At 67.9% G+C, this 16,431-nt stretch carries 16 protein-coding genes and 1 pseudogene; 8 read left to right on the top strand and 9 right to left on the bottom strand.

What is annotated here, in order from left to right:
• On the bottom strand, window positions 1-1,047 hold a 1,047-nt coding region (locus AB0H84_RS46790; RefSeq protein WP_357619709.1), incomplete at its 3' end, for a histidine kinase.
• Between the two features lie 113 nt (window positions 1,048-1,160).
• Between AB0H84_RS46790 and AB0H84_RS46785 the strand changes: the two genes are divergently transcribed.
• Window positions 1,161-1,880, top strand: coding sequence for an ATP-binding cassette domain-containing protein (locus AB0H84_RS46785; RefSeq protein WP_357619707.1), 720 nt, complete (start codon window positions 1,161-1,163; stop codon window positions 1,878-1,880).
• Window positions 1,877-2,656 (top strand): ABC transporter permease subunit, encoded by a 780-nt coding sequence (locus tag AB0H84_RS46780; protein ID WP_357619705.1) that lies wholly within the window; start codon window positions 1,877-1,879, stop codon window positions 2,654-2,656. Before AB0H84_RS46785 ends, AB0H84_RS46780 begins: the two co-directional genes overlap by 4 nt.
• An 82-nt stretch (window positions 2,657-2,738) precedes the next feature.
• Here the strand turns inward: AB0H84_RS46780 and AB0H84_RS46775 are convergent, their stop codons facing one another.
• From AB0H84_RS46775 to AB0H84_RS46760, 4 genes are all read right to left on the bottom strand, one after another.
• Complete coding sequence (locus tag AB0H84_RS46775) at window positions 2,739-4,424, bottom strand: ribonuclease J (RefSeq protein ID WP_357619703.1); 1,686 nt, start codon at window positions 4,422-4,424, stop codon at window positions 2,739-2,741.
• 54 nt (window positions 4,425-4,478) lie between these two features.
• A complete protein-coding gene (gene dapA, locus AB0H84_RS46770) occupies window positions 4,479-5,396 on the bottom strand; it encodes a 4-hydroxy-tetrahydrodipicolinate synthase (protein WP_357619701.1) in 918 nt (305 codons plus the stop codon).
• A 402-nt stretch (window positions 5,397-5,798) separates the two neighbouring features.
• The gene (locus AB0H84_RS46765) at window positions 5,799-6,245 is read right to left on the bottom strand and encodes a GNAT family N-acetyltransferase (protein ID WP_357619699.1); all 447 of its coding nucleotides are present in this window, start codon (window positions 6,243-6,245) and stop codon (window positions 5,799-5,801) included.
• 306 nt (window positions 6,246-6,551) lie between these two features.
• Entirely contained in the window at window positions 6,552-7,502 is a 951-nt protein-coding gene (locus AB0H84_RS46760) for a LysR family transcriptional regulator (RefSeq protein ID WP_357619697.1), read from the bottom strand.
• Window positions 7,503-7,590: 88 nt separating this feature from the next.
• On the opposite strand from AB0H84_RS46760, the gene AB0H84_RS46755 reads away from it, so the two are divergent.
• The 6 genes and pseudogenes from AB0H84_RS46755 to AB0H84_RS46730 all read left to right on the top strand — a co-directional run bounded on the left by AB0H84_RS46755 (window position 7,591) and on the right by AB0H84_RS46730 (window position 12,462).
• A complete protein-coding gene (locus AB0H84_RS46755; protein WP_357619695.1) occupies window positions 7,591-8,514 on the top strand; it encodes a zinc-binding dehydrogenase in 924 nt (307 codons plus the stop codon).
• Window positions 8,511-9,491, top strand: coding sequence for an alpha/beta hydrolase family protein (locus tag AB0H84_RS46750; protein ID WP_357619693.1), 981 nt, complete (start codon window positions 8,511-8,513; stop codon window positions 9,489-9,491). The genes AB0H84_RS46755 and AB0H84_RS46750 overlap by 4 nt, the downstream gene beginning before the upstream one ends.
• The gene (locus AB0H84_RS46745; RefSeq protein ID WP_357619691.1) at window positions 9,488-10,234 is read left to right on the top strand and encodes a glucose 1-dehydrogenase; all 747 of its coding nucleotides are present in this window, start codon (window positions 9,488-9,490) and stop codon (window positions 10,232-10,234) included. Before AB0H84_RS46750 ends, AB0H84_RS46745 begins: the two co-directional genes overlap by 4 nt.
• Before the next feature lie 527 nt (window positions 10,235-10,761).
• Complete coding sequence (locus tag AB0H84_RS46740) at window positions 10,762-11,478, top strand: GntR family transcriptional regulator (protein WP_357619689.1); 717 nt, start codon at window positions 10,762-10,764, stop codon at window positions 11,476-11,478.
• 132 nt (window positions 11,479-11,610) lie between these two features.
• Window positions 11,611-11,862, top strand: a pseudogene (locus AB0H84_RS46735) (IS630 family transposase); the annotation flags it as partial.
• A 30-nt stretch (window positions 11,863-11,892) separates the two neighbouring features.
• A complete protein-coding gene (locus AB0H84_RS46730) occupies window positions 11,893-12,462 on the top strand; it encodes an IS5 family transposase (RefSeq protein ID WP_357619688.1) in 570 nt (189 codons plus the stop codon).
• A gap of 8 nt (window positions 12,463-12,470) precedes the next feature.
• Here AB0H84_RS46730 and AB0H84_RS46725 read toward each other — a convergent pair whose 3' ends face one another.
• The 4 genes from AB0H84_RS46725 to AB0H84_RS46710 all read right to left on the bottom strand — a co-directional run bounded on the left by AB0H84_RS46725 (window position 12,471) and on the right by AB0H84_RS46710 (window position 15,854).
• On the bottom strand, window positions 12,471-12,794 hold the full coding sequence (locus AB0H84_RS46725; RefSeq protein ID WP_357619686.1) for a hypothetical protein: 324 nt from the start codon (window positions 12,792-12,794) through the stop codon (window positions 12,471-12,473).
• Window positions 12,795-12,980: 186 nt separating this feature from the next.
• The gene (locus tag AB0H84_RS46720; RefSeq protein ID WP_357619684.1) at window positions 12,981-13,478 is read right to left on the bottom strand and encodes a DinB family protein; all 498 of its coding nucleotides are present in this window, start codon (window positions 13,476-13,478) and stop codon (window positions 12,981-12,983) included.
• 55 nt (window positions 13,479-13,533) lie between these two features.
• On the bottom strand, window positions 13,534-14,661 hold the full coding sequence (locus AB0H84_RS46715; RefSeq protein ID WP_357619682.1) for an IS5 family transposase: 1,128 nt from the start codon (window positions 14,659-14,661) through the stop codon (window positions 13,534-13,536).
• Window positions 14,662-14,993: 332 nt separating this feature from the next.
• Window positions 14,994-15,854, bottom strand: a complete 861-nt coding sequence (locus AB0H84_RS46710) for a hypothetical protein (protein ID WP_357619680.1) — start codon at window positions 15,852-15,854, stop codon at window positions 14,994-14,996.
• Between the last annotated feature and the right edge of the window lie 577 nt (window positions 15,855-16,431).

Here is a 16,431-nt window from a genome sequence, read left to right as displayed (position 1 = left end):
GACCCGCGCCTCGCCTTCACCGTTTCCCCGGACGCGCGACTCCCAGCCGATCCGCGCCCCGCCCTCACCATCGCGACCACCGACCCGCGCCTCGCCTTCACCGTTTCCCCGGACGCGCGACTCCCAGCCGATCCGCGCCCCGCCCTCACCATCGCGACCACCGACCCGCGCCTCGCTCTCATCGCCGCGACCACCGATCCGCATCTGGAGCCGAACCTCGATCCCCGCCAGTCGAGCCTGCTCCACCAACCCCTGGATCCCCGTCAGACCTGGTGCGGGAACGAGATCGGGCTCAGACGTGGACCTCAGCACACCGAGCAAATGACGCATCTCCACCAACGCACTCCGACTCGCCGTCTCGATCACGCGCAACGCGTCATGCGCCTCGTCCGGTCTGGTCGCCATCACGTGGTTGGCCACGCCTGCTTTGACCGCGATCAGCCCCACGTTGTGCGTGACCACGTCGTGCAGCTCGCGGGCGATCCGTAATCTTTCCTCCGTCACCGCCTGCGCTGCCAGCCGCTCGGTGTCACGCGCCGCATAGAACCTGCGCTCCTGCACGGCCCGGCCCACCGTCCACGCACCGCCGAGCGCAGCGATCCCTATGAGCGGCTGGTCGAGATGCTGCAGCCATCCGGGCGCGCTGCCGCTTGGGGCACCTGCTACAGCAAGTCCGAAGAGCGAGACGACGCTCAACCCGCCGACGATGGCCGACGTCGGGACCACAGCGCCGAGCCTGCCGGAGAGGGCGACGATGTAGAGCGCGTACGCGGGCCCCAGATAAGCGAACTTCACGGCGTCGACCAGCGCGGCGAAGGCGGCCACCACCAGCGTGAAGCAGAAGACGGGCAACGGCCACAGCCTTCGCACGGCCAGCGGCAGCCCCAGCCCGAGGGGAACAGCGATCCTCACCCAGGGCGGCAGCGCGGTCGCGTTCACCGACACCGTCAATGACGTGAACGCGAAGCACACCCCTGCTCCCAGATCGAGCATGATGAGTTGGTGACGGCGCAGGCGCCTGGCGAAGAAGGGATGGGTGTCGTCCACGCGTTGAACGGTAGCCGCTACGGCGGCCGGCGCACGTCAACCCAGGGTCTGACCTTGAGATTCGAACCGTAGTCCGACGCGCCGGCGGCCAGCCGTCCAGCATCCTTTACGCCGTGATCGAACTCCAGCACCTGACAAAGCGCTACCGCGACACACTCGCCGTGGACGACCTGTCCTTCACGGTCGAGCCGGGCCACGTGACCGGCTTCCTCGGCCCCAACGGCGCCGGCAAGTCCACCACCATGCGCCTGATCCTCGGCCTCGACGCCCCGACCTCGGGCCGAGCACTGGTCAACGGTCACCGCTACACCTCGTTCAGCAAGCCCATGCGCGAGGTCGGCGCGCTCCTCGACGCGAGTGCCGTCCACGGCGGCCGCAGCGCCTACAATCACCTGCTCTCGCTGGCCCGCACCAACGACATCGGCCCCAAACGGGTGGCCGAGGTGCTCGACCAAGTCGGGCTGACAGGCGTGGCACGCAAACGGGTGGGCGGGTTCTCGCTCGGCATGAAACAGCGGCTCGGCATAGCATCGGCGCTGCTCGGCGATCCAGGGGTGTTGATGTTCGACGAGCCGGTGAACGGCCTCGACCCCGACGGCGTGCGCTGGATCCGCGACCTCATGCGCTCGCTCGCCGCGCAAGGCCGCACGATCCTGCTCTCCAGCCACCTGATGAGCGAGATGGCCCTGACCGCCGAGCGCATCGTCATCATCGGCCGCGGCAAGCTGATCGCCGAGGCCACCGTCGCAGAGCTCACCTCCCGCTACCCGTCGCTCGAAGACGCCTACATGTCCCTGACCGCTGACAGCGTGCAGTACGGAGCAGCCCGATGAAGACCGTCCTCTCCTCCGAGTGGCTGAAGATCCGCTCCGTCCGCTCGACGTATCTGATCCTCGGCCTCAGCCTCGGCGCGATACTCCTGGGACTCGGACTCGCCGTAATGGCCGCTCACATGTACGACACCGCTCCTGCCGCCAAACGGCCAAGCGCCCGCATCGCGGACCTGGAGGAAGCGGTCGTGATCGTGCCCCAGCTCTGCATGGGCATTCTGGGCACACTCGCCATTACCTCCGAATACGTGACCGGCTTAATCAGAACGAGCCTGACCGTCGTCCCCCGCCGCTGGCCCATACTCGCCGCCAAGTCCACGGTCGTGGGCACGCTGGGCCTGCTCGTCGGCTCAGCAACGGTTTTCGGCACCTATTTCGTCACCCGATGGGTGCTGGGAGATCGTTTCTCCGGCGCGTACACCAGCGCCTTCCTGGACAGGCTGCCGCTCCTGACCACCCTCAGCCTCACCGTGCCCACGTTCGCGCTCCTCGGCCTGGCCTTGGGCGCGCTCTTGCGCTCCGCCGCCGCGGCGATCGCCATCATGGTCGGACTCGTGTACGTCATCCCCATAATCATCGGCAACATCCCGGAGCCATGGAGCGACCGTCTGGGCTCGCTGATGATCGGCGCGCTCCCCCGCGAAATCACCGGCGACATCATCACCACGTCGGTCTACGGCTACCTCTTGCCACCCGCCGTGGCGGCCGCGGCGCTCGTCGCCTACGCAGCCCTCCCCCTGGTCGCCGCAGGCTGGCTGATACGGCGAAGGGACGCCTGACATGTCCGCGATTGGCGAGGCGGTGCACGCCTGTCCCCCAGAGGTACGGCAGGCGAGAAGTCCTGCCGTACCGTCCGGAGACTCAGACCTCGAGCACCACAGGGATGATCATGGGCCGGCGGCGGTAAGTGTCGCTGACCCAGCGCCCCACCGTGCGGCGGACCACCCGGCGGATCTCCTGCATGTCGACCACGCCGTCCGCGGCCTTCTCCTGGAGGGCGCGCTCGATCTGCGGGATGAACTCCTCGAACTGGACGGGATCGATGCCGGAGCCCCTCGCGTGGATCTCCGGGCCGGCAGTGAGCTTGCCCGTGTTGGAGTCCACCACGACGACCACGGAGATGAATCCCTCGTCGCCGAGGATCCGGCGGTCTTTCAGCGAGGTGTCGGTGATCTCCCCGACGGACGAGCCGTCGACGTAGACGTACCCGGCATGGACCGCACCGACGATCTTCGCCCGGCCGTCGACCAGGTCCACCACGACCCCGTCCTCGGCGATCACGATGTGGTCCTCGGGCACGCCGGTGAGAGCGGCCAGCTTGGCGTGTGCGCGCAGATGGCGCCATTCGCCGTGTACGGGCATGAAGTTCGACGGGCGCGTCAGGTTCAGCACGTACAGGAGCTCGCCGGCGGCCGCGTGGCCGGAGACGTGCACCTTGGCGTTGCCCTTGTGCACGACGCGGGCACCCCACCTGGTCAGGCCGTTGATCACCTTGTTGACCGCGGTCTCGTTCCCCGGCACCAGCGACGAGGCCAGGAGCACGGTGTCGCCTTCGGCGATGCGGATCGGATGATCGCGGTTGGCCATTCTGGACAGTGCCGCCATGGGCTCGCCCTGGGACCCGGTGCAGATCAGCACCACGTCCTCCGGCGGCCATTCCTCGATGTCGCGCGAGTCGACGATCAGCTCCGGCGGCACCCTGAGATATCCCAGGTCGCGGGCCACGCCCATGTTGCGCACCATCGAACGGCCGACCAGGGCGACCTTGCGACCGTGCTTGGCGGCGGCGTCCATCACCTGCTGGATGCGGTGCACGTGCGAGGCGAAGCTCGCCACGATGACCCGCTGCTCCGAAGTGCGGATCACCTCATCGATGACCGGCCCGATCTCGCGCTCGCTGGTGACGAATCCCGGCACCTCGGCGTTGGTGGAGTCGGACATCAGCAGGTCGACGCCCTCGGTCCCGAGCCTGGCGAAGCCGCCGAGGTCGGTGAGACGGCCGTCGCTCGGCAGCTGGTCCATACGGAAGTCGCCGGTGTGCAGGACGATGCCCGCAGGCGTCCTGATGGCGACGGCCAGCGCGTCGGGGATCGAGTGGTTGACCGCGAGGAACTCGCAGTCGAAAGGCCCGAAGACGTGCCTCTCACCCTCGATGACCTCGAGTTTGGTGGGCTGGATCCGGTGCTCAGTGAGCTTGGCCTCGATCAGCGCAAGCGTGAGCCTGGACCCGATGAGCGGGATGTCGCGCCGCTCGCGCAGCAGGTATGGCACCGCCCCGATGTGGTCTTCGTGGGCGTGCGTCAGCACCACGGCTTCGACGTCGTCGAGCCGGTCCCTGATGTATTCGAAGTCGGGCAGGATGAGGTCGACGCCCGGCTGCTCGGGCTCGGGGAAGAGCACCCCGCAGTCGACGATCAACAGACGGCCGTCATATTCGAAGACGGCCATGTTCCTGCCGATCTCCCCCAACCCGCCGAGCGCGACGATGCGCAGGCCGCCATCGGGCAGCGTGGGCGGGGGGCCAAGCTCAGGATGCGGATGGCTCATGCCTGGCCCCCACGGTCAGATCGTGTTCTCAAAACTCCCGGTTCCTCCCCGTTCCTATGCGTCTGTCAACTTCACCCCGCCGGCTACCAGGCAAGCACGCAGCTCGGCGATTTGCTTCTCTGTCGCGTCCACGAGCGGCAGCCGTACCGGCCCCGCTGGGACGCCCACCATGCTCAGTGCCGCCTTCGCCATGATCGCGCCACCCGCGCGAAGCATGATCCCGTCTACCACGGGGGCCACCTGGCTGTGGATGGCCAGGGCCTGGGCGACGTCGCCATTCTTGTGCAAGTGGATCATGCGCGCCAGCTCGGCGCCCACCACGTGTCCGACGACGCTGACGAACCCCGCCGCGCCGAGGGAGAGCCAGGCGAGATTGAGCAGGTCGTCGCCGGAGTAGAAGGCGAGATCGGTCGCGCTCATCACCTGACTTGCGGCGAAGAGATCCCCCTTCGCATCCTTTACGGCCACGATGCGTTCGTGCTGCGCCAGCCGGAGCAAGGTCTCCGTCTTGATCGGCACGCCACTGCGTCCCGGAATGTCATACAGCATAACCGGAAGAGCGGTTGCATCGGCGACGGCGGTGAAGTGCTGATACAGCCCCTCTTGCGGAGGCTTGTTGTAGTAAGGCGTCACCACCAGCAGGCCGTGCGCGCCGGCGCGTGCCGCCTGCTTCGCGAGCTCGACACTGTGGCGGGTGTCGTTGGTGCCCGCCCCTGCCACCACGGTCGCGCGATCGCCCACCGCATCGAGGACGGCGCTGACGATACGCTGCTTCTCCTCATCCGTGGTGGTGGGCGACTCACCAGTCGTGCCGTTGACGATCAGGCCGTCGTTGTGCTGCTCGTCCACCAGATACGTGGCAAGACGTCGCACAGCCGCATAATCGACTTCGCCGTCGGAGGTGAACGGCGTGACCATCGCGGTCAGCATGCGACCGAAGGGCGCGTCTGTGGTTCCAGTTGGCGATGCCATAGTGCGAACGCTACCTGGATTCAGAAATTCCTTGGACGCCGCCACCCCGCTTTGCCTACCCGCAGGTGCCTTTTGCCCCATTTCACGGGCATCTCGAGGTCTTCCCTCAAGACGACACCCTCCTCACCTAGACCCTCCGACCGCAGCCATGCATTTGGTACGAAGCACGACCATGCCGAGGACGGGAGTCCACCCAGAAGATCGGCTGGTAGGTCGGCTACCACCGTTGCGCCGAGCGACCGTAAGCGTACAAGACCACTCACGTCATCCACCGGCGACCTCACGCCACGCATCGGTGCGAGCCTGACAGCCGCTGCGCCCGGCACGGCTTGGAAGGGCGAAGTCCCCGACGCACTTAAGATCGCGCCGGACCTCACGGACGTTGCCGAGAAGCTCAAGTCCCTAGCGCGGCAGTTCGATCTGGTACCGGATGAAGCCCCGATTCTCGGCCACTTTGTCGTACAAGTTGCGGGCCGTGGTGTTGGACTCGTGCGTGTTCCAGTACACGCGGAGGCAGCCGCGTTCGCGGGCCCAGTCGGTCACGGCTTCGATCAATGCGCGGCCCACGCCTTTGCCTCGAACCTCTGCAGCGGTGAACAGGTCTTGCAGATAGCACACGTCTGCGTCGGGGGCGGAGGTGTTCGCGTGGGCGAAGAAGTGGGTGATGCCCACCAGTTCGCCGTCCAACTTCGCGCCGTAGGCATGTACGCGAGTGTCTGCCTGGAACTCCTGCCATGCGCGGTCGTACATCTCGTCCGGCTCCACCCGCTGGTAGAAGTCGATGTACGCGCGGAACAAGCCCTCCCAAGCGTCTCGGTCGGACGGAAGGAGCTTGCCGATGTCAATCATGAAATTTCCTCTTGCTTGCTTGGGCAACCTGAAGGCGCTGGTCGGGTGCGGGATGGCTTGGCGATTCAGGGAGATGCTCCGATGGGGGTTGACCCCACAACTTAGGAGAAAGTGGCTCTCCGAGATACGGCCACTATGCGGCCATATCAAGGGACCACTGGTGTGCGACCGGTGTCGCCGGGTTCGGGTCGTATGTTCCGCGGCTCGATCAACGGCCGCGGCGGACCACTGCCGTACGACGCCGCCCACCGCCGGAGCGGCTGCATCGCCGCCGACGTTCAGCGGCCCGTTGGCGGGCCAGGCTGCTCATGATGCAGTCGATGCGCCGGCGTCCGTGCTGTGGCGCTCGGGTAGCCAATCGCGGGCGGGATCGTGTTCCAGCCACCGATTGCGCTCGGCTTCCGTCACGAGGGCGCTGGTCAAGGTGTCCAGCAGTGGGTGGCCGCCGTTGTCTCGCCAGAGCAGTGACCAGGCGTACAGCGGTGTGGGGTCGATCAGCGGGACCGAGCGGATCGCCGGGTGCGGCGGGAGGGGTATGTCTGCGGGCAGCAGGCCGAAGCGGTGCGTGTCGGCCGCCAGGTCGTCCAGGAAGTGGTCCAGTCCCAGGTTCGTGCCTTCGGCGTACCGGTGGATGCCGAAGGCCGTGGCGAAGCGGTGCAGGAAGTCCAGCCGGTGGAGCGCGCCGGGCGTCCACAGTACGCCGTCGCGCAACTGCGCCGGACGGATCGCGGGCGCGTTCGCCAGCGGATGGTCGGCGTGGAGGATGGCGTCCACGGGTTCCAGCCGTACCAGGCGATGGGTCAGCCCGGTGGGGAGCGGCGCGTGGACGCGGCCGAAGGCGGCGTCGATGTCGCCGTGGAGCAGCGCGGTGATCACCGAGGGCAGGTCGCGGCCGTGCCCGAGTTCCAGGCGCAGCGGCTCGCCGGTCGCCACCTGGGCCAGGGTGCGCATGGGCGCGTACAGGTGGCCCCACACGTCGATCCGCAGCGGGCGGTGCGTGTCCAGCACGGCCGCCACGGCCAGGTCGGCGGCGGCCAGCGCCTGCCGGGCGGGCTCAAGGAAACGCTGGCCGGCCTCGGTGAGGCGCACCCCCTGGCTGCCGCGGTCGAGCAGGCGCCTGCCGAGCGTGGACTCCAGGCGGGCGATCCGCTTGGAGAGGGCTTGCTGGGAGATGGACAGCTCCTCGGCCGCGTGGCCGAAGTGCAGCTCTTCTGCCACCTGTACGAACGCACGCACCTGCGCCAGGTCCAAGTCCACGGCTGTCACCATAGACGACAACCCATGGTTGTCGGCTCCTCGCGTCCGTTGTTGGCTCAGGCGATCCGCTCGCCGGTTTCATAGCCGCATGCGTAGATTGATCCCTACGGGAGATGCCTCGCGGCCGGTGACGTTCGCCCAGGCCGCTCAGCCCGTGCCTGCCCCGGACGAGGTGCTGATCAAGGTAGAGGCGTTCTCCCCGAATCGCGGGGAGACGTTCCTGCTGGAGGCGCCGGAGCCCGGTCTGCTGCCGGGCAAGGACGTCGCAGGACTGGTCGTGCAGGCCGCCGCCGACGGCTCGGGCCCGCCGGCCGGAAGCCTGGTGGTGGGCCATCCGCCCATGGGCGGCTGGGCCGAGTACGCGGCCGTGCCCACCCACTCGATCGCTGTGCTGCCCGACGGGCTCACCACCGTGCAGGCGGCCGCCCTGCCGCTGGCCGGGATCACCGCGCTGCGGCTGCTCCGCACGGTCGGCGCCGTGACGGGCAGGAGGGTGCTGCTGACTGGCGCCTCCGGCGGAGTGGGGCACTACCTGACCGAGCTCGCCGCCGCGGCCGGGGCGGAGGTGACCGCGGTGACCGCCACGGCTGAGCGCGGCGCACGCCTGCGCGAGCTGGGCGCGGCGGCGATCGTGCACGATGTGGACGAGACGGACGGGCCGTTCGACGTGGTGCTGGAGTCCACCGGCGGCAAGGCGCTCCCGGCCGCGCTGGCCCGGCTGGTGCCGGATGGTCTGCTGGTGTGGTTCGGGCAGGCCAGCCGTACCCCTGCGACGGTGAACTTCTTCGATCTGCTCGCGGGGCCGCAGAACGCCGTGATCCGGCACTTCCACTACGCGGGCGCGCCGTACGGTCGCGACCTGGCCACCTTGGTCCGCCTGGCGGCCGACGGGCGGCTGCACCCCGAGATCGGCCGCACCGCCGACTGGAGCCGGACCGCCGACGTCCTGGTCGACCTGCGGGAACGCCGGATCCGCGGCAAGGCCGTGCTGACGATCGGAGCATCGCGATGAGCGCCGCGGACTTCGCCGCCGCCAACCTGTCACGCGCCACCGGAGCCGGGCTGGACCCGCACGAGTACCTGCGCGTCACCGGCGACCTGACGGACCTGGATCAGTGGGGCGAGGCCTTCATGCGCGCCGCACGCGAGCACTTGGCGCGCGCCGGGCAGGCGGCCACGGCGATCTCGACGGGCGAGCACTTCCAAGTGGCGGCGCGCTGGTTCCACTTCGCCACCCTGGGACCGAACCGGGCGAGCGCGCTCGCGGCGGCCGAGGCCGACACCGCCATGGGACGGGCGCTGGAGTTGCTGGAGCCGCAGGCGCGCCGGATCGAAGGGCCGGGCTTCACCGGCTGGTTGCGCGGCCCCGCCGATGCCGCCGCGACGGTGGTGGTGGTTCCGGGGCTGGACTCCGGCAAGGAGGAGTTCCACGACGTCGTCGCCGCCCTGCTGCGCCGGGGCCTGGCCGTGTACGCGATGGACGGGCCGGGTCAGGGCGCGCTCGCCGCCACCAGCACCGTACGCGCCGACTACCACCACGTGATCGGCCAGGTCATCGACGCACTCGGCCTGCGGAACGTCGGACTCGTCGGGCTCAGCCTCGGCGGCTACTACGTCGCAGAAAGCGCCGCCCGGGAGAGCCGCGTCGCGGCCGCCGTCACCGTCAGTGGCCCCTTCCGGCTGCACTGGGACGTCCTGCCACCTCCCGTACGGGATCTCCTCATCGAGCGGGCCGGTGGCGAAGAAGCGGCCCGCCGCTTCGCCGGCCAGGTGGATCTGTCCGCCCTCGCCCCGCAGATCAGCTGCCCGCTGCTGGTCATCGACGGTGGCCAGGACGTCATCCCCGGCGTGACCAATGGCGAACCGCTGGCCCGCCTGGCCCCGCAGGGGCGCTACGTGTCCCTGCCACATGGCGACCACCTGCTCGGCAACGCCCGCCCCGACTGGCTGGCCATGGCCGCCGACTGGATCTCCGGAGCACTCGCATGACACGCTTCACCGATAAGACCGTCCTGATCACCGGCGGCACGAGCGGCATGGGACTGGCCACCGCACACCGCCTCATCGCCGAGGGCGCCCACGTGATCGTCACCGGCCGCACCCGGCCACGCGTGGACCAGGCCACCGCCGTGCTCGGCCCGCGCGCTCTCGGCGTGGTGGCGGACACAGCCGACCTCAGGGCCCTGGACGCCCTGATGACCACGATCAGGACGCGATTCGGCAGGCTGGACGTCGTCTTCGCCAACGCCGGAGTGGGCGCCTTTGCACCTTTCGCCGATATCACCGAGACCGACTTCGATCACACCGTCGACGTGAACTTCAAAGGCGTGTTCTTCACGATCCAGCAGGCATTGCCGCTGATCGCCGAGAACGGCTCCATTGTCATCAACGCCTCCTGGACCCTGCACCGCGGCAACGGCATCCTCACGCTGTACTCAGCTACCAAGGCGGCGGTGCACAACCTGGCCCGCACTCTTGCGGCGGATCTCGCGCCCCGGGGCATCCGCGTCAACTCGATCAGTCCCGGATACATCGACACACCGATGTATCCCGCCGCAGCGTTGAGCGATACGGAGCTTGCGGCCATCACCGGTCGTATCGCGGCGGGCAGGTTCGGCCAACCGGAGGAGATCGCCACAGCAGTGGCGTTTCTCGCCTCCCATGAGGCGTCCTACATCAATGGGCAGGACCTGGTCATCGACGGCGGCCTCGTGAATGCGATCCCTGCCTGATCGCCGCCGGTCCTCGTAGACATGGGGCGGCATCCCACGGGGGTCGACCGGCCACGCCGCGTTCCTGGCCACCGATCCGCTCGTAGCGCCGCGAAGGCCGCACGCTGGGCAGAGCTCGTGGAGCAGGCCCCTTTGCTTCCTCCGTTCAGCGAGCGAGGTTGTGCCGGACGGCCAGGGTGTCGGGGTGTCCGGCGCCCTGAACGCGTTCGCGAATGGGGAGCAGCGCGGCGAGTTGGTCGTGGCCCGGGGGCGGCGGTCACCGCCCAAAGCTGGTCTCATAGGTGCTCAAGCGCCACAGAATCCCAAGCCGTACGCATGGGAAGAGGTCGCCGATATGTGCTCGGGGGTACACACATCGACGACCTCTACCGGAGAATCGGCACCCCTTACACCGGTGTTACACGGTTTCTCCGATAATTTTCTGCCATCGCAAAGTTGGGGCTCCAACAGCCGTCGATGACGGTCGGTTACCTGCCGAATACGGCAACATGGGGCAACGCCTCACACGAACCCCCAGGGATGGACTAGTGGCCACCTCAGATCCGGTCTACCTGCGTGTCGTCGAAGACATTCGGCGGCAGATCACCGACGGCGCCCTTCCCCCCGGCGCGCCGATCCCATCGCGGGCGCAGCTGACCCGTAAATATCAGGTCGGCGAGACAGCAGCCCGGCACGCGCTACGCGTGCTCGCGGGCGAAGGCCTCATCATCGGCCGCGTGGGCTCGGGTCATTACGTCAGGGAACGTCCTGACCTGACATCGCTCTACCGATGGCGCTTTCTCGATCACCCCGCCCCGTTCGCGGCCGACCTGCAGTCTCAAGGCAGGCGCGTGACGTGGGACTGGCACAGCGAGCCGACCGAAGCTGGACCTGACATCGCCAGACGCCTGCGCCTCAGCGAGTCGACCACACTGACCAAAACGCACTACATCTTTCGCGGCGAGGGCAAACCCCTGCAGCTCGTCACCTCGTACGAGCCGCTGGAGTTCGCCCCCCATTCGGAGGAGGAGCGGCGGAGCCTGGTCGCGCGGATGTACGCCCACGGCGTGAAGATCACCGAGGTCGTCGAGAGCGTGCACACCCGCGTTCCCCGTCCGGTGGAGAGCGACGCGCTCGATCTGGCGGCCGGTGTCCACGTGCTGCACGTCGAACGTACGCACTGGGCCGGCGACCGTCCCGTGGAGACAAGCGACATCGTCATTCCAGGCGACCGCTTCAGAGTCACGTACAGCATGCCCGTCTAGCCCCGAACACCCCGGCTCCGGGCGAATCCGGTGTCCCCCATCGCCTGGAGCCGACCACGCCTGCCCGGACACGACGGCGATGCCCTTACCCGGGAGCGACTGCGACGGCCCTGACCAGACGCGACGGGGCGAGCCAATCCGATCGAGGCGCACTTCGGACCGTTGCGCCAGTTCGCGCTGGCCAACTCCGACCACCGCAACCACACCGTCCAGACCGGCGCCCTGCACGCCTACCTGCGCTGGCGCAACGCCCACGGTCATGTACGCGGTCCGGCCGACGCCCGCCACCCCGACGTGCTGGCCGCCCAACGCCGCGAACGCGTCCGCATCCGAAGCGAGAAGGGCCTCCGCTGGGGCGGCCGGCCCCTCGCACCGGCCGCCTGAAAATCCTCGCCCAACCTGTGATCGTTATCGGTGGACTCCACCGTATGCAGGGCTCACCAGCACGCCGCCGGAGCCAGGAAAAGGGGAGTGCCGAGCCGATCCGAACCCGACGATCACGCACTCGGACGCTCCCGCGGCGGCCTGAGCACGAAAGTCCATTTGGCCAGTGACAGCAGGGCACGACCCTTGGCCCTCCACGTCACCGCAGGCCAGGCGGGTGACGCGCCTGCCTTCGAAGCAGTCATGGCCAGGATCCGGGTGGCGCGAAGCGGGCTTGGGAGGCCGAGAACCCGGCCGGAGGCCGTCCTCGCGGACCGCGCTTACTCGTCTCGTGCGATCCGCAAGCATCTCCGCCGGCGCGGCATTCGGGCCGTCATCCCGCAGCGCATCGACCAGGTCGGAAACCGCCTGCGACGAGGCCGCGCCGGAGATCGCCCGCCCGGGTTCGACGCCGAGGCATACAAGCAGCGCAACACCGTCGAACGATGCATCAACCGCCTCGAGCAGTGGCGCGGTCTGGCCATGCGAACGGACAAGCTCGCCATTGCCTACCAGGCCGCACTCCACGTCGCCGCCATCCTCATCTGGGCACGCAGGTGAAGGACGCTCTACCGCAGGTCTGTGCTTGGTTGGCGACGCCAGTCCCATCCCGGGTGACGGTCCACCAGTGTGAGGAACTCACTCGTCGGCAGGATATCGTAGTGGTTGGTGTCGATGAGGCCGTCGAAGCCATCGAGAACATCGAGTAGGAAGGCCCGTGCCGCCTTCATGGACTCGCACGAGACATAGACCCCGTACGGCTTGCCGATCCGGGCCGTCACCTGCTCAAGCTCGTCGGGCTCGTAGTCCGCCAGAATCCTGCCTGAGAGGTCTACGTAATACGAGTACCCGTGCCAGTGGAGCCGTTCATCGCCTGTGACTGGATCCGGCACGAGCTGAAAGGAACGGATTCGCCCTTCAAGCAACGGGCGTCGCTCCGTGGGGGCAAGAATGATCACAGACGGCCAGGACACGCCTTCACCTCCGCAGCGACAGTATCCGAGTAGCCGTCTCAGGTCGCCTGACATCCCGTCTGGCTGGAGCCAGCTGGGACCTCCTTGCGAACAAGGAGACAGCCTCTAGGCCCGCCGGTGGTCGCCGCTCGCGCCGTCGATGAGCTCGCGCACGATGTCCATGTGGCCGACGTGCCGGGCGGTCTCCTCGATCATGTGGATGAGCACCCAGCGCAGCGTCATCCTCTCGCCGCGCTCGTTGGTGCCGAGGTCCTCGAGGCCGAACTTCTCGATGACCTCGTCCGAGGACGCGCGGGCGCGGGCGTAGAAGGCGAGCACGTCGGCCGTCGTCTCGCCGGGGTCGACGCGCAGGTCGGCGTCCTCGTCATCGTCGTCGAACGGGAGCTCCTCGTGCTCCTGCCCGAATGTGTCGGCGAACCACCAGTACTCGACAGCCGCCAGATGCTTGACCAGGCCCAGGAGGTTCGTCCCGGACGGGGTCATGGGGCGTCGAAGCGCCTCGTCGTCCAGGCCCTCGATCTTCCACAGCACCGCGTCGCGATGCCGGTCCATGCTGGCCTGGAGGCTTTCCTTCTCACCGCCGGTGAACGGGACTGTTTCCATGCCCGGAACGTAACAGCTGCCCCACCACTCGGGCTAAGAGCCTGCTGACAAAGGCTTAAGTGCTGATGGGGATGGGGCCGTAGAGAGCTGGCCCGATCTTGTTGATGTAACCCTGGTGGGACCATTGGGACAGTTGAACACGGAAGCTGTTGATGTCATCGATTCCGAGGATGGCGGCCAACTCTGCCCCTTTCCAGGCCCGCCAGGGCTGAGCGGCCAAGAGTTCCAGGACCTTGCCGCGCCGGTCGGGACTGGACAACACCGGTAGCGGCGGCGGGTCGCCCCAGCGGTCAGGGGGCGGTTGACCTGCCAGTTCGCGCGTCAAGCGGCGGGCCATCTGGTGCGCGGTGGCCCACCAGATCAGGGCTTCGTGGTGCTCGGGCCTGCGTTCGTAGATCCGGACGAGCCGGCGGTAGCGGGCCAGCCAGGCGAATGTTCGCTCTGCCACCCACCTGCGGGGCAAAACGACGAAGCCGCGCAGGTCGTCGGAGCGCTTGACGATCGCGATGGTCACACTAAGGACCTGCCTGGCCCAGGTCACCAAGCGCCCGGCGTAGCCGCCGTCCGCCCACACCAGCGTGATGGTGGAGAACTTCTCCCGCAGCAGGGCGAGCAGTGGGTGTGCGCCGTCACGGTCTTGGACCGACGCGGCGGTGACGATCACACACAGCAACAGCCCGAGCGTGTCGACCGCGATATGACGCTTCTGCCCCTTGATCTTTTTGCCCCCGTCAAAACCGCAGGCCGCGGCCCCGACGGTTTCGGCCGCCTTGACCGTCTGGGAGTCGATACACCCGGCCGTCGGCAGCTCGCAGCGTCCGGTCATGACTCGCAGCCTGCCGCGCAGCCGCCCGGCGAGCCGTTCGGGCAGACCACGCCGAGACCAGCGCAGGAAGAACCCATACACCGCCTCGTGTGGGGGAAAGTCGACCGGCAGGGCCCGCCACTCGATCCCATACCTGGTCACATAGCCGATCGCGTCCAGCACCGCCCGCAGGTCATGCACCATCGGCCGACCCGTGGTCGCGATCAGTTCGGCCATCACCGCCCGCGCCTCGCCTTCCAACACCGCCCACTCGGCATCGGTCAGATCCGACGGATATGACGGCTTCCGGCCATGACACCGGCGCCCCGGTGAAGCACAACCACTGGCGTCCACGGACGCGAGCGTGTAAGCAGACAAGCACGGGCTCCTGGCCGCCGAGATGCGTAGACAACACCTCAGCTACCAGGAGCCCGCTCCCATTCACGGGTCAACGACCCGAAAATGACCGCATCCCAGTGATCTTCTGAACCCCGCCTTCGAGTATCAAATCCCTATGTCAGCAGGCACGCGCAGAGCTGCCACCGTTACAGACAAGGGCTCAGTGCTTCGGGAGGCACCCGAACTGCATCGCGTTCGATATTCACGAGCACAGCTCTCGGCCGCCGATCATGGCCGCGACGCTCAATCGTGGGAATCCGGTCAGAGTGCGACTGCATTGAGCACACACGAGGGATCACAGACCTGACGGACTACTGGATGCTCCAGCGGTGCGGATGCGAGGGAACGGGGCAGGCGAAGACGTTCAGCTGACCCCAGTTACCCACCGCGACCTCGGTCGGCGTGGCGAACCGGTGCGTGGGCAGGTCCTGTTCCTCGATCGGCTTCCAGCTGCCGCTGCCGCCGTCCCACTCTTTGCTGTCGATGGTCAGCAGTAGGTCCATCGGTGCCGTGCAGGTCCGGCAGTCCATGGGAGACGGGTCGGTCTTGTGCCACGACGCGAACCCTCCGGCGCGCCAGCCGGGCGGAATGGACAGGTCGTGCTGGTAGGTGGGTGCCTCGGGTGCGTCGTCGTCCACCGTCTCTTCGGCCTCCTCCTCGAGGGCTTCCTCCCAGGCGTAAATCCGGGCGCGCAGGTCCTCGGGCAGCAGTCCGGCGAACGGGTAGGTGGCCACTTGTTCCGGGTGCAGCACGCAGGGCTCCGGGACATATCCCTCAAAGCCCACGACCGCTGGTCGGGGTGGCGCGGCCAGGACCTCAGCCACCTCGGAGGATCGGCGCCAGCGGAGGTCCAGCGACATGCCGTAGCCGGTGGGTCCGTGCCGGTCGAACGGGCACCAGAACACCTGGAGCAGGTCGCACCCGTCCGGTCCCGCCAGCAGGTCGGGAACGTCCCGCCGGTACAGCTGGGCGACGCCGATCATCGGCAGCGGATCGGTGTCGGCCACCCCCGCGACGCGATGCTTCCGCGCCAGCTCCTCCAGGAGTGCCTGCTCCTCCGTCGTAAGACCGGGGTCCGAATCGCGGGCCCAGGCGGTTGCGAGGATCTGTCGCTCCCGATGGATGTCCGCGGGGCGCCGGCCGGTCCCGCGCTTGTGCGGCTCCGTGCACACCGGCCATGGCTCGTCCGCTGGCCACAGAAGGGGCCCGCCTACGGAACTGGACGACATGTCCGGGCTGCCCGGACGAGGGTGCAGCCGGGTAGTCGTGCCACGGTAAGCGGCCAGCTCCGGGAACAACACCGCAACATCGAGCGGGCGCGGCGGCGTGGTCCTCATCACGGATGCGATCTTAGACAACACCTCAGCTACCGGGAGCCCGCTCCCATTCTCAGGTCAACGGCCCGAACATGACCAAACCCGACCATCTCCTGGCTCAGACTCCGACACCAAATCCCTTTGTCAGCAGGCTCTAAGTGGTGGGGCCACCCGGCACACCCGCCGTGGACCTCGAACGGCGTGTCATCAAACCCGGTGACCGTATGTGGTCAACGCACTAGAAACCGGTCTTCTCCCGGCCGCTGGGCTCCACCCACCCGGTGACTGGAGCCCAGGCCGGCGCTGTCACCGTACGAGATCGCACCGGAGACGGCCCGACCGCCCTCCGCAGCGGTAGTCGAGGCCGACCATCCGCCGAGCCGACCTTCCGCACGCACGACCACAAAAGGAACACCCATTCGCCCAGGTCAGA

It is taken from the genome of Nonomuraea sp. NPDC050786 (genome assembly GCF_040654115.1).
Taxonomy (GTDB): Bacteria; Actinomycetota; Actinomycetes; order Streptosporangiales; family Streptosporangiaceae; genus Nonomuraea.
This window is presented reverse-complemented; position numbering and strand designations above follow the sequence as displayed.